At 72.9% G+C, this 12631-nt stretch carries 15 protein-coding genes; 9 read left to right on the plus strand and 6 right to left on the minus strand.

Annotated features, from left to right (window positions below; translation table 11 throughout):
- Positions 1-72 precede the first annotated feature (72 nt).
- A complete protein-coding gene (locus MKK68_RS21770; RefSeq protein ID WP_187275608.1) occupies positions 73-333 on the plus strand; it encodes a hypothetical protein in 261 nt (86 codons plus the stop codon).
- 205 nt (positions 334-538) lie between these two features.
- Entirely contained in the window at positions 539-967 is a 429-nt protein-coding gene (locus MKK68_RS21775; RefSeq protein ID WP_244032903.1) for a hypothetical protein, read from the plus strand.
- A 200-nt stretch (positions 968-1167) separates the two neighbouring features.
- On the opposite strand, the gene MKK68_RS21780 is transcribed toward MKK68_RS21775, so the two are convergent.
- Entirely contained in the window at positions 1168-2172 is a 1005-nt protein-coding gene (locus MKK68_RS21780) for an alpha/beta fold hydrolase (RefSeq protein ID WP_147860009.1), read from the minus strand.
- 149 nt (positions 2173-2321) lie between these two features.
- Between MKK68_RS21780 and MKK68_RS21785 the strand changes: the two genes are divergently transcribed.
- Positions 2322-2816: an Hsp20 family protein gene (locus MKK68_RS21785; RefSeq protein WP_147728833.1), complete on the plus strand. Its 495-nt coding sequence runs from the start codon at positions 2322-2324 to the stop codon at positions 2814-2816.
- Between the two features lie 476 nt (positions 2817-3292).
- Here MKK68_RS21785 and MKK68_RS21790 read toward each other — a convergent pair whose 3' ends face one another.
- Positions 3293-3466 carry a hypothetical protein gene (locus tag MKK68_RS21790; protein ID WP_187274918.1) on the minus strand — a complete coding sequence of 58 codons (174 nt, stop codon included), beginning with the start codon at positions 3464-3466 and terminating at the stop codon, positions 3293-3295.
- A 161-nt stretch (positions 3467-3627) separates the two neighbouring features.
- Here MKK68_RS21790 and MKK68_RS21795 point away from each other — a divergent pair, with 161 nt between their 5' ends.
- Together MKK68_RS21795 and MKK68_RS21800 are read left to right on the plus strand one after the other, a co-directional pair.
- A complete protein-coding gene (locus MKK68_RS21795) occupies positions 3628-3810 on the plus strand; it encodes a hypothetical protein (RefSeq protein WP_147843614.1) in 183 nt (60 codons plus the stop codon).
- Between the two features lie 63 nt (positions 3811-3873).
- A complete protein-coding gene (locus MKK68_RS21800) occupies positions 3874-4149 on the plus strand; it encodes a hypothetical protein (protein ID WP_244032904.1) in 276 nt (91 codons plus the stop codon).
- Here MKK68_RS21800 and MKK68_RS21805 read toward each other — a convergent pair.
- The 3 genes from MKK68_RS21805 to MKK68_RS21815 are packed head-to-tail and all read right to left on the minus strand — an operon-like array spanning position 4124 to position 6266.
- Entirely contained in the window at positions 4124-5062 is a 939-nt protein-coding gene (locus MKK68_RS21805; protein ID WP_244032905.1) for an L-histidine N(alpha)-methyltransferase, read from the minus strand. The two genes, MKK68_RS21800 and MKK68_RS21805, sit on opposite strands and share 26 nt — an antisense overlap.
- Positions 5059-6009 carry a methyltransferase gene (locus MKK68_RS21810; RefSeq protein ID WP_244032906.1) on the minus strand — a complete coding sequence of 317 codons (951 nt, stop codon included), beginning with the start codon at positions 6007-6009 and terminating at the stop codon, positions 5059-5061. The genes MKK68_RS21805 and MKK68_RS21810 overlap by 4 nt, the downstream gene beginning before the upstream one ends.
- Complete coding sequence (locus MKK68_RS21815) at positions 6006-6266, minus strand: hypothetical protein (protein ID WP_244032907.1); 261 nt, start codon at positions 6264-6266, stop codon at positions 6006-6008. Before MKK68_RS21815 ends, MKK68_RS21810 begins: the two co-directional genes overlap by 4 nt.
- Before the next feature lie 394 nt (positions 6267-6660).
- On the opposite strand from MKK68_RS21815, the gene MKK68_RS21820 reads away from it, so the two are divergent.
- The 4 genes from MKK68_RS21820 to MKK68_RS21835 all read left to right on the plus strand — a co-directional run bounded on the left by MKK68_RS21820 (position 6661) and on the right by MKK68_RS21835 (position 11955).
- Positions 6661-8757, plus strand: coding sequence for an OPT family oligopeptide transporter (locus tag MKK68_RS21820; RefSeq protein WP_244032908.1), 2097 nt, complete (start codon positions 6661-6663; stop codon positions 8755-8757).
- A gap of 441 nt (positions 8758-9198) precedes the next feature.
- The gene (locus MKK68_RS21825; RefSeq protein WP_244032909.1) at positions 9199-10371 is read left to right on the plus strand and encodes a zinc-dependent alcohol dehydrogenase; all 1173 of its coding nucleotides are present in this window, start codon (positions 9199-9201) and stop codon (positions 10369-10371) included.
- Positions 10368-10973 (plus strand): cyclase dehydrase, encoded by a 606-nt coding sequence (locus MKK68_RS21830; protein ID WP_244032910.1) that lies wholly within the window; start codon positions 10368-10370, stop codon positions 10971-10973. Before MKK68_RS21825 ends, MKK68_RS21830 begins: the two co-directional genes overlap by 4 nt.
- A 97-nt stretch (positions 10974-11070) precedes the next feature.
- Positions 11071-11955, plus strand: coding sequence for an MBL fold metallo-hydrolase (locus MKK68_RS21835; RefSeq protein WP_244032911.1), 885 nt, complete (start codon positions 11071-11073; stop codon positions 11953-11955).
- 9 nt (positions 11956-11964) lie between these two features.
- Here the strand turns inward: MKK68_RS21835 and MKK68_RS21840 are convergent.
- Positions 11965-12631 (minus strand): NmrA family NAD(P)-binding protein (locus MKK68_RS21840; protein WP_244032912.1); only part of this gene is annotated, 667 nt, incomplete at its 5' end.

The raw sequence follows: 12631 nt of genomic DNA on the forward strand, positions 1-12631 counted from the left end.
AAGATTATTTGCCTAAGCGGGGTACCGAGGGATTCGGGAGCCCGGCTTGCAACGTCGGAAGGTTTCACGCGCATGATGGTCGGATCCCGCATCCTGCTCGCGGCCGCCGGTCTCCTGGCCTTCGGAGCCTTGGCCCGGGCCGACGACACGCCTGGAAAACCCCGGGACGCGGCCGGGTCCGCCGAGATCGGCGCCCAGGACCGCAAGCCGATGGAGGCCCCGCCCGGCAACGTGGCGAAGCAGGACGGGCGCACCGGCATGGCGCCCGACGTGCGCGACGTGCGGCAAGACTCGATGCCGGTGTTCAGCTTCCCCGGTGGCGCGCGCTTCTGAGCGGCCGGCGCACGGAGGGGCCGGTGTCGGCGTTCCGCGACAGGCGTCGGGTTGGCGCTCGACGGGCCCATGCTGCCCCCAACGAAGCAGAGCCAAGCCGACAGGCTGGGGACGTGCGCAATCCGCGCCGTCTGGTGATCCCAGGCGTTTGCGATCCTGCGCCGCCAAACCGCTGCAACCCGGCCTTTCACGATGGCGGCCAACGATGAAACGCCTGCCCCTCCTGCTCGTCATCGCGGCCGCACCGGCCCTGGCCGACGCCTGTGACGACGCAGCTCAACGCATCGCGACCGAGGTCGGAAACGCGTACGCGATCCGGACGGGTCCGGTCATTACCATCAAGCGCGGCCGCCGGACCTTTCACTACACGCTGGAATGCGCAGACGGGCAGCCCTCGATGGTATCGGGGGATGCGGGCTTCGGCACCGACATGGGGGAGTTCGGCCGAACGCTCGAGCGCGCGACCAGCCTCGCCCTCGACGTACCCGAAAACGTCGCGCGAAGCGCCCTGGACAAGTGCGCGCGCCTCGCTCGGCGGCACGGCATGGATGGCGCGGCGACGACGGACGACGCGCTCGCCGTGAGCTGTACCGTCGTACACGATTGGGAGACGTTCGAGATCCCTCGCCGATAGGGGGCGGTCGAAGGCCGGTCGTGGCGCGGTGTCCCGGAACGGATGTGCCCGATCCGGTCCTTCGACGGCGGATCATGGCGAACTCTGCGGGACCGCCGACCACCCCGACCCGAAGCCGTCGGACGGCCATGGAACGGCCGCATCGGGAAGCGGCGACGGCCGGCCTCGCGTCGCGACCGGCGCCCCGCCCGCGCGCAGCCTCACGCGGTCGCCAGTCGCTCCCGCTCCGTCTTCGTCTCCCGCACGGTCGAGCCCGGCACGAAGGCGTCGAAGGCGGCCCAGAAGTCGGCGCGGATCGCGTCGCGCTCGGAGAGGATCTCGTGGCGGGCGTCGGGCAGCACCAGGATGTGGCCGGCCTTGAGGCGGGCGGCGAAGCGCTCGGCCGCGGGCGTGCCGCAGACCGGGTCGGAGCCGGCGGCGAGGATCAGCGTCGGGGTCGCGATCCGCGGCGGCACGCGCGGGTCGCGCAGGCGCGCCACCGCGCGGAAGGCCTCCGCCGTCCAGGCGATGGTCGGGTCGCCGACGGCGCCCGCGCCGACCGCGAGCGCGGCGGCCGCGTTGCGGGCGTAGCGCGCCGGGTCCCGGGTCAGCCGGTTGTTCGGGTAGGGCTTCGTCGCGATCGAGACCGGGCCGCCGCCGGGCACGTAGCGGCTGCCGAGGCCGAGGCGCTGCAGCAGCCGCGTCGCGACCGAGGCGAAGGCGGGCGAGCGCACCATCCGGATCGACAGCATCGGCGCCACGGTGACGATCCGCCGGAACGGCAGCCAGCCGTCCAGCGCCCCGGTCAGCGCGACGCAGCCGCCCATCGAGTGGGCGAGGCAGACATGCGGATCGGGCATGAACGGCACCAGCACCGCGTCGCGGATCGCCAGCAGGTCGCGGCGGTAATCGTCGAAGGCGGCGACGTGGCCCTTGTGCGGGTCGTCGACCCGCCGGTCCGACGCCCCTTGCCCGCGCCAGTCGAAGGCGACGACGGCGAAGCCCCGGGCGCGCAGCTCGCGGATGGTCTCGTAGTACTTCTCGATGAACTCGGCCCGGCCCTGGAGCAGGCAGACCGTGCCCTTGCAGGTCCGCGTCGTCGCGGCCCAGCGCGCCGCCCGCAGGGTGCAGTCGTCCGCGGTGCCGACCGCCATCACCACGGCGCCGGGGGGAACCGGGTTTCCGGGCGTGTCGTGCAGGCTCAGAAGTGCGGCGTCCTGCCGCATCGTTCCCGTCGTCCGGCCGGGTCTTGAACGCACCTCGCCCCCCTCCAATATCACGATCGTACCGGCCGTCAGGCGGTACGAGCCCGGTCCGGCCCACGCGGCGGACCATAGACTCAAACCTGCATGTTGCTCCACGGAGGATGTGTCCTATGCGTCAGTTCGATCTCGCTCCCCTCTACCGTTCCACCGTCGGCTTCGACCGCCTGTTCTCGGCCCTCGACCAGTTCGTGGCGTCCGACGCGGTCCCGACCTACCCGCCCTACAACATCGAGCGCACCGCCGAGAACGCCTACCGCGTGACGGTGGCCGTGGCCGGCTTCACCGAGGCCGACCTGTCGATCGAGGTGCGGGAGAACGCGCTGACCGTGAAGGGCGAGCGCAAGCCCGATCCCGAGCGTCGCGCCGAGGTGCTGCACCAGGGCATCGCCGCCCGCGGCTTCGAGCGCCGGTTCCAGCTCGCCGACTACGTCCAAGTGACGGGTGCGGCGCTGGAGAACGGCCTCCTCCACGTCGATCTCGTCCGCGAGATCCCGGAGGCGAAGAAGCCGCGCCGCATCGAGATCGCCATCGGCGGCAAGAGTCGCGCGCCGGCGATCGAGGGGGCGGCCACCGAGGTCCCGGCCGAGGTCCAGAAGGCGGCGTAAACCGCGCCGTCGCAGAGCGTGGGAGCGCCCCGGCCGCCGGCCGGGGCGTTTTTCGTCGTGGCCGGCGTCGGGGATGCTGCCGGCGGAACGGATCTCGGCGGTTTCGCGTCGGCGGGCGAGGGGCGCCGCGAGGCGCCCGTGACGTTGCCCTTCGCGCCAGGATGCGTTGCATCTTCGGGATCGCCGCGCTGCTGCGCCGCCGCGCACCGGTCGTTCGGGGTGGGGTGACGGCGGCCGGACCCCACGTCGCCGGCTCGGTCGCGCGAAGCACCGCCGCGGCCCCCTCTTCCGTCCGGGAGAGGGGACCCGCGAGCGGTTCGGCGCGGCTGTGCTGGAAGGTAAGGTGGCAGGGGGCACGGCGCATCCGGCCCACGCGATCTGATGCCGGAACGGCTTCGTCCGACGCGACCTCGGGTGCTGGGATGTCGGCTTCCTGCTTGCGCGGGAGATCCGACCGTCTTCCCCGCGGCGCCGCCTCAATGCTCCTGGGGCTTCCCCCGCGGCTCGGCCTGGCGGCGGGCCATCTCCCGGCCGATCTGAAGCAGCAGGAGCCGGATCATCGCCCGCATCGCCGGCGTGCCGCCGGCATCGATCAGGGCATGCGCTTCGAGGCAGACCTCGGCCATGCGGTCGAGCTTGTCCGTCGTCACGTTGACCCTCGCATCGATTTGAGCAAAAGTTGCGCGCAATCGATGCCACGCCCCCGTTCCCCGATAGATCGCTGGTCCGGGCCGGACAATAACATAGGTCAACCGGGCATCAAAGTATGCAAAATTCAAATATCGGCGGGGCCGGCCACAGCAACGAAGCGATGATCGCCAAGATCGCCGAGGCTCTCGACTGTCCGGTCGACGACTTCTTCGATGCCAAATCGAACCCGACCGGTGAAACGGCCGACTTGCTGTCGTTCTGGGCGGCTCTCGAAGATGCACGCGAGCGCCGGGGCGTTCTCGATTATATTCGAGCCGTCGCTGTAAAATCGACACAGTCTTGATGGAATTCGGTTGCACTTAACCTAGGTGGTTGCGGATTTTTCCGGGTCGAATAGACCCGCTTCATGCGCGATGTGCCCGAACCCGATTCCGCGGATGCCGTGATCGCCGAGTCTCAGGACGTGATCGCGCGATCGCGCGCGGCGCGGGAGGAAGCGCGGCTGCAGCGGGCGGCGGCCCGCGCCGTGGTCGAGCAGGTCCGGGCGATGATCGCCCGGTCGCGGCCGGACAGCGAAGCCAGCGCGTGGCCCGCCCGCGATCCCGCCATGCTCGATCCTGCCATGTCCGATCCGGCGAAGGGCGGGGCGGCACGCGTCAGCGGCTCAGGAGGTGCAGGCTGAACAGGCCCTCCGGGTCGAGCCAGAGGCGCTTCGGCGTCCAGCCGGCCCGCGCCGCCATCGCCTGGAACGCCTCCGGCGCATGCTTGTGCGAGATGTCGGTGCGGACGCTCTCGCCGGCCGCAAACCGGATCGCGTCCGTCCCGAAGCGCCAGGTGTCGGCACGGTCGGCGACGAGATGGGCCTCGACCCGCAGCGGATCGTGCAGGATGCGGACCGCGTGGCGGAAGGCGTCGCGGTCGATGCCGGCGCCGAGCTCCCGGTTCAGGCGCGTCAGGTAGTTCAGGTGCAAGGCCGGCATCAGGCCGTCGCAGCCGCCATAGACCCGCCGCAGCCGGTCCGCGTCCTGCGTCGGGTCGGCGCCGACCAGGAGATGGCTCGGCCCGAGCGTGTCGCGGGCCCGCGCCAGGAAAGCCTCCGCCTCGGCCGGCGCGAGGTTGCCGATGCTGGTGCCGGGGAAGAACCCGAGCACCGGCCCGCCGCCGAGGTCGACCGGAAGCCGGATCGGCGCGGCGTAGTCGGCGCCGACCGGGATCATCGCGATGCCGGGATAGTCCCGCGCCAGCGTGCCGACCGAGGTCTCGAGGTAGGCGCGCGAGATGTCGATCGCCACGTAGCGGCGCGGCCGGTCGAGGCCGTCGAGCAGCGTGCGGATCTTGCGGCTCGCGCCGCTGCCGTACTCGACGATCGTCGCGCCCGCTCCGACGAGGGCGGCGAGCTCCGGCACGATCGCGGGCAGCAGCGCCATCTCGCGCCGGGTCGGATAGTAGTCGGGGCTGTCGCAGATCCGGTCGAACAGGATCGAGCCGGCCTCGTCCCACAGGTACTTGCCCGGCAGGCGCTTCGGCACCTCGGACAGGCCGGCGAGCACGTCCCGCCGGAACGCGTCCCGCTCCGCGATGTCCGCCCGCGTCATCGCGGCGCCCCGCGGGTTACGGTGAGCACGACGAGGGCGATGCGCTCCGCCTCGGCATAGGCCGGCGCGTCGAGCTCCTCGCCGTAGGCATCCGGGTCGAGCTCGCGATAGGTCCAGCCCAGCCCCGCGGCCTCGCAGGCGGCGGTCGCGGCCCGCCGGAACGGGTCGGCGCCGTCCACGATCGCCGAGCCGGTGAACAGCACCAGGCTGCCGCCGGGGGCGAGGCGGGTGCGGGCGGCCTCGACCACGGCGAGCGACAGGCCCTCGCCGTAGGTCCCGCCGCCGTCGCGGTAGGTCCGCCCGGCGCGGTCGAGCATGAAGGGCGGGTTCGAGACGACGAGGTCGAAGGCGCCCGCGACGTCCGCGAGGAGGTCGCTGCGGCGCGGCACCGTGCCGTGGACGCCCGCGAGCCGGCTGTTGGTGGCGGCGGCCGCGAGCGCCGCGTCGTTGATGTCGACGAGCGCGATCTCGGCGTCGGGCGCGCGCTTGGCGATGGCGATGCCGGCCGCGCCCGATCCGCAGCCGATGTCGACCGCTCGGCGGACCGGCGCGGCACGGTGCGCGAGGTGATCGACCACGGCCGCGACGAAGCGGGTGGTGTCGGGGCCGAAGAACACCACGTCGGTCGTGCTCGGCGGATAGGCGGAATGGACGAACAGCTCGCCGTCGAGGCTCGACACCCGGATCGCCGAGCGCCAGGCGTCGCCGTCCCGCACCAGCACGCCGGCCGCGTGCATCGCCGCGAAGAGGTCGGCCGGCAGCAGGTCCTCGGCGAAGGGGCGGCTCCAGCCGAACACGTCGCGCAGATTGCGGGCCCGCGCCGCCTGCGGGCGGGCGTTGACGCGGGCATGGGTGGCGGGCGTCACGGTGGTGAAGCTGTAGCCGAGGGCGCGCAGTCGCTCGACCAGGGCGATCAGGGCGGGGTTCGGGTCGGGCCGGCCGGTCATCGCGCCGGCTCCGCGGCGCGGCGCCCGCGCTCATGGGCCGCCGCGAAGCCCTCCTCCGACGGCGTGCCCGGCTGGCCGGAGATCGCCCGGAGGCCCTGAAACGGCGCCGGGCGCGCCCGGTCGCGGCCGACGACGGACCGGATCGGCCCGCGCGTGGGGGCGGGCTCGGCGCCGACGCGAGGGAAGGATGGGGTCTGAAGGAAGGCGCGGAAGCGCTCGGCCAGCGGGGGGCTGGCATCGTCCGTGGGGAGATCCATGCGCACCTGTCACGATCGCTCGGGCGTGCCGCGTCGCGTCCCGCGCGGCGACCGTCCGAGGCCCGGCTGTGTGTGTCGAAGCGCGGCGGGGCGGAGCGCCCATCGGGCCCGAGCCCGCCGATCTGCCGGGGAAACCTCGGCTCGAATTCCTTGTTCCGCGACGCGGCCGACAAAAATCAAGCTTAACGCAGGTTATGGTTCGGCCCGTCGCATCGATCGACAGACTAGCCGAGGTCGACGCGAACGGCCGTCGCGCGGCGAGCCTTGCGAGGATCGTCGTGGGACGCGCCCGGCGCGGCGAATGCAGATCCCGTCCATGCCGGGCCGCGACGGCAAAGCGTCGCGGCGGGAGAAAACGCCCTGCCGCTCGGGTTTCGCTCGGGACGACGCGTCGATGTCGCGCGGGACGGCCGGGACCGGGGGCACGATGGACGCGGCGAACCAGGTGACGAAGGCCCAGGATGCACCGCGTGGAAGCCAGGATGCACCGCGTGCACGCAAAGGCGCGCCGCGTGCGCGGGAGATCACCCCGCGCGGGATCGCGCTCGGCGCCGCGATCACGGTCGTGTTCATCGCCGCCAACGTCTACATGGGCCTGAAGACCGGGATGACGTTCTCGTCCTCGATCCCGGCGGCGATGATCTCGATGGGCTGCCTGCGGCTGCTCGGCGGCTCGAGCATCCTCGAGAACAACATCGTGCAGACGCAGGCCTCCGCCGCCGGCACGCTGTGCAACGTCATCCTGATCCTGCCCGGCCTGGTGCTGATCGGGCATTGGCACGGCTTCCCGTTCTGGCAGACCAGCGCGGTCTGCGCCCTGGGCGGCCTGCTCGGCGTCGCGTTCTCGATCCCGCTCCGGCGCGCGCTCGTCACCCGCGCGGGCCTGCCCTACCCAGAGGGCGTCGCCGCCGCCGAGGTGCTGCGCACCGGCGAGGGCGAGGCCGGCGCGAAGGGCCTGCGCGATCTCCTCGGCGCGGCCGCCGGCGCGGGCGCGATCGGGCTCGCGACCACCGGGTTCCGGCTGCTGGCCGAGGGGATGCACGGAACGCTCGCGGCGGGGAGCGCGGTGTTCCGCCTCGGCACCGGCTTCTCCCTGGCGCTCGTCGGCGTCGGCTACCTCGTCGGGATCGGCGCGTGCCTGGCGCTGCTCACCGGCGTCGCGATCGCCTGGGGCGTCGCCGTGCCGCTGCTGACCGCGCTCGGGCAGGGGGAGGGCGCTTCGCCGTCGGAGATGGCCGAGGCGGTGTGGTCCGGGCAGGTCCGCCTGATCGGGGCGGGCATCATCGCGGTCGGGGGCCTCTGGACCGTCGGGTCGCTCGCCCGCCCGATCCTCGGCAGCATCGCCACCGCCCTGGCCTCGGTCCGGACCAGCGGCTCGCGGCTGCCCGGCCCGGACCATCCGCGGGCCGAGCGCGACCTGCCGATCACCTGGGTCGGCGCCGCGGTGCTGGCGCTGACCCTGCCGCTGGCATGGCTGTTCGCCGGCTTCGCATCGGGCGCCGAGCTCGGCGGCGGGCTGTACGGGCTCGTCGCAGCCGCGACCGTGTTCGCGGTGCTGTTCGGCTTCCTGATGGCCGCCACCTGCGGCTATCTGGCCGGCCTCCTCGGCTCGTCCTCGAGCCCGATCTCCGGCATCGGCATCCTCACCGCCATGGCCGCGGCGGTGCTGCTGCCGCTGCTGGTCGGCCGCTCCGCCGGACCGGATGGCGACCGCTTCGTCATCGCGATGGCGCTGCTCGTGGCCGCGGTCATCGTCACGATGGCCTCGATCGCCAACGACAACCTCCAGGACCTGAAGACCGGCCAGCTCGTCGACGCCACGCCCTGGCGCCAGCAGGTGGTGCTGCTGATCGGCGTCGCGGTCGGCGCCGCCGTCATCGGGCCGCTGCTGTCCCTGCTCTACGAGGCCTACGGCTTCGTCGGCGCCCTGCCGCGCGAGGGCATGGAGGCGGCCAACGCCATGCCCGCCCCCCAGGCGGCGCTGACCTCGCAGATCGCCGGCGGCATCGTCCACGGCACCCTGCCGTGGACGATGGTGCTGATCGGCGCCGGGCTCGGGGCCGTGCTGGTCGCGGTCGAGGCGTGGCTGCGGCGGCGCGACCTCACCTTCCCCGCCCTCACCGTCGGCATCGGCATGTACCTGCCGCTCTCGGTCGAGATGACGATCGCGGTCGGCGGCGTCCTCGGCTGGCTCGCCGAGCGGACGATCCGGGCACGCGCCGCGGCGCAAGGGGACGATGCCGGCGCGGCGACCGAGACCGCGCGCCGCCGCGGCGTCCTCCTCGCCTCCGGATTCCTGGTCGGCGAGAGCTTCGTCGGCGTGATCCTGGCCGTCGCCGACACCCTGGCCGGGCGCAGCGCGTCCCTCGCCCTCGTCGGGCCGGGTTTCGCCCCTTACGCGACCTGGCTCGGCGCGGCCGTGTTCGGGTGCGGCCTCGCCGTGTTCTACCGGCTCACCGCGCGGGCGGACCCGGACGAAGCGGCGGCGTAGGCACGGCCGCGCCGGTGCGGGCGGTGTTTTGGGAGAGCAGGTTTCCGGTAACAGCTTCGCCATTGCCCGGCAGGGCGTGCGGCCCCGTTCGATCCCCGATCCCACCCGCATCCGCATCCTGAGGTGCTTGCGCGAAGCGGAAGCCTCGAAGGAGTTCCCCAGCGCGCGCGAGATCCCGTGAGGGCTCCTTCGAGGCCGCTCGCGCGGCGCCTCAGGATGAGGTCCGAGCCCGGAGAGGAAGCGTGACCCGCCCCGGTCGCCGCGGCATCCGAAGCCCGTCCGCCTCGGTCGCCGGAGCCGGCACGAAAACGTCGGCCCGCCGCCCGTATCTCGCCAGCCGCCCGCCCGGTTCGGTCCGAAACCCGACAGAACCAACCCCGGGGACCGCAGTTGCTCCCGTATGCGCCGCATCGTCCGAGCGGCGGCCGGGAGCTTCGCACCATGAAGGCCCTCGTCTGGCACGGCACCACCGACATCCGCTGCGACACGGTTCCCGATCCGACGATCGAGGACGGGCGCGACGCGATCATCAAGGTCACGAGCTGCGCGATCTGCGGCTCCGACCTGCACCTCTACGACCACTTCATGCCCGGCATGAAGGCGGGCGACATCATGGGCCACGAGACCATGGGCGAGGTGGTCGCGGTGGGGAAGGACAACACCGCGCTGAAGGTGGGCGACCGGATCGTCGTCCCGTTCACGATCACCTGCGGCCAGTGCCCGCAATGCCGGCGCGGCAACTTCTCGGTCTGCGAGCGCACCAACCGCAACAAGGCGCTCGGCGACGCCGCCTTCGGCCACACCACGGCGGGCCTGTTCGGCTACACCCACCTGACCGGCGGCTATGCCGGCGGCCAGGCCGAGTATCTGCGCGTGCCGTTCGCCGACTCGACCCACATCAAGGTGCCGGACGGCATCCCCGACGAGCGGCTGCTGTTCCTGTCCGACATCTTCCCGACGGGATGGCAGGGCGCGGTCCAGTGCGACATCCAGCCGGAGGACACGGTCGCGATCTGGGGCTGCGGGCCGGTCGGGCAGATGGCGATCCGCTCCGCGATCCTGCTCGGGGCCAAGCGCGTGATCGCCATCGACCGGGTGCCCGAGCGCCTCGCGATGGCGCGGGCCGGCGGCGCCGAGGTGCTCGACTACCACGCCGAATCGAACATCGTCGCCCGGCTCAACGACATGACCGACGGCCGCGGGCCGGAGAAGTGCATCGACGCCGTCGGGCTCGAGGCGCACGCGCTCGGCGCGGTCGACGCGGTCTACGACCGGGCCAAGCAGGCGATGATGCTGGAGACCGACCGCGCCCACGTCCTGCGCCAGATGATCATGGTCTACCGGCCGGCCGGGATCCTCTCGGTGCCGGGCGTCTATGGCGGCCTGATCGACAAGTTCCCGATCGGCGCGCTGATGAACAAGGGGCTGACCGTCCGCACCGGGCAGACGCACGTGAAGCGCTGGACCGACGACCTGCTGCGCCGGATCGAGGAGGGGCAGATCGACCCGTCCTTCGTCATCACCCACACGGTCGGCTTGGAGGACGGCCCCGAGATGTACCGCACCTTCCGCGACAAGCAGGACGGCTGCATCAAGGTGGTGATCCGGCCATGAGTGGAACGCGTCCCTCCCCCCCGACGCGCCCGGCGCCCGGCCGCGGCGCGCGGACCGGCCGCCACGCGCTCGCGCGCGGCCTCGGCTGGTTCTCGATCGGCCTCGGGCTGCTGGAGCTGGCGGCGGCGCGGGGCCTGTGCCGGACCCTCGGCCTCGAGGGCCGGGAGACGCTGGTGCGCAGCTACGGCGTGCGCGAGGTCGCGACCGGCGTCGCCATCCTGACGAGCCACGATCCGGCGCCGTGGATCCTGGGCCGCGTCGTCGGCGACGCCCTCGACCTCGCGACCCTGGCCCAGGGCTTCGAGGGCGATCGTGGGCAGAGGGCCAACCGTGTCGCCGCGACGGCGGCGGTGGCGGGCGTGACGGTGCTCGACGTCGTCTGTGCCCAGGGGCTGATCGCCGCCAAGCGCCTCTCCCGGCCCGGTGCCTTCGACTACGGCGGCCGCAGCGGCTTCCCCCGTCCGCCGCAGGCCATGCGCGGGGCGGCGGCCGACTTCGCGGTCCCGCACGATTTCCGGACTCCCGAGGCCCTGCGGCCCTGGTCCGGCGACGCCTCCGGGTCGCGCGGCATGCCGAGAACCTTGCCGGCGGAAAATATCTGATTTGCCGGCAAATGATACGGTCGGCGAGATGCGTGGCCGATCGGATCCGCGTCGGCACGCGGGCGGTCATCGCCCCCCATCGAAAGGACGCGCGGCCATGGTCCAGCAGGTTTCGGTCGACCCGGAGGCGCAGGCGGACAAGGCCGCCGAGGACGGCACAAGGACGCTCGCCGGCGATCTCGCCTATCGCCGCCTGATGATGGTCAACGTGGTCTTCGTCGGCACGCCCGGCGCCGGGGATCGCGGCTGGGTGCTGGTCGATGCCGGCATTCCCGGCACGAAGGGCCTGATCCAGGGCGCGGCCGAGGCACGCTTCGGCCCGGGCGCCCGCCCTGCGGCCATCGTCCTCACCCACGGGCATTTCGACCATGTCGGGGTGCTGGAGGATCTGGCCGCGGAATGGGACGCGCCCGTCTACGCCCACGCGCTGGAGCGGCCCTACCTCGACGGCAGCGCCGCCTACCCGCGGCCCGATCCGAATGTCGGCGGCGGCGCGCTGGCGCTGCTGTCGCCGTTCTACCCGACGAAGCCGGTCGATGTGGCCAGCCGCCTCGTCACCCTGCCGGAGGACGGGACGGTGCCGCCGATGCCGGGCTGGCGCTGGATCCACACCCCCGGCCACAGCCCCGGCCACGTCTCGCTCTGGCGCCCGGGCGACCGGTCCTTGATCGCCGGGGACGCCTTCGTGACGACGGCGCAGGAATCGATCTACGCGGTCGCGGTCCAGGAGCTCGAGATCCACGGGCCGCCGATGTACCTGACGATCGACTGGCCCGCCGCCGCCGCCTCGGTCCGCAGCCTCGCCGCCCTGCAGCCCGAGCGCGTCGTCACCGGCCACGGCCGCGCCCTGGAAGGCGCGGAGATGCGCCGCGGCCTCGACGTCCTGGCGCGGGACTTCGAGACCGTCGCGGTGCCCCGGCACGGCCGCTACGTCGACCACCCGGCGACCGCCGGCGACGGATCGGCCTATCGCGCGCCGTGAGCCGGCCGCTCAGCCGGCGGCCCGCGCGGCCGGACCGGCGAGGGCGGCGGCGGCGTCGCGGTAGGCGTGCAGCGGGCGGCCCAGGATCGCGGTCAGCCGCTCGCGGTCGCCGGCCTCCGGGATCATGCCGTCGCCGACGAAGCGCTCGGCCATCAGGCGCATCTCGTAGGCCATCCACCGCGGCATGGTGCCGGCCATGGCCTGCTCGAACCCGCTCGGATCGTCGCCGCCGTAGGCGACCGGGCGGCCGAGCACCGCGCTCCAGATCGCGGCGAGGCCTGCGCCGGTGAGCGTGTCCGGCCCGACGAGGTTGATGGTCTCGACCGGCAGCGGGCCCGGCGCCGCGTCGCGGCGGATCAGCGCGATCGCGGCGATCTCGGCGATGTCGCGCGCGTCGACCATGGCGACGCCCTTGCCGCCGATCGGCATCGGGTAGACCGCGTGGTCCACGATCACGTCCCGGATCATCGCCTCGTTGTCGATGAAGTAGGTCGGGCGCAGGATCGTGGCGCCGAAGCCCATCTGCCGCAGCATGCGCTCGGCCCCGAACTTCACCGCGAAGTGCGGCACCTCGACGGCGCGGTCGGCCCCGAACACCGACAGGTAGACGACCCGCTCGACGCCGGCCTCGCGCGCGAGGTTGAGGGTGACGATCGCCTGGGTGAACTCGTCGCCG

Source organism: Methylobacterium sp. E-016, from assembly GCF_022829745.1.
GTDB lineage: Bacteria > Pseudomonadota > Alphaproteobacteria > Rhizobiales > Beijerinckiaceae > Methylobacterium.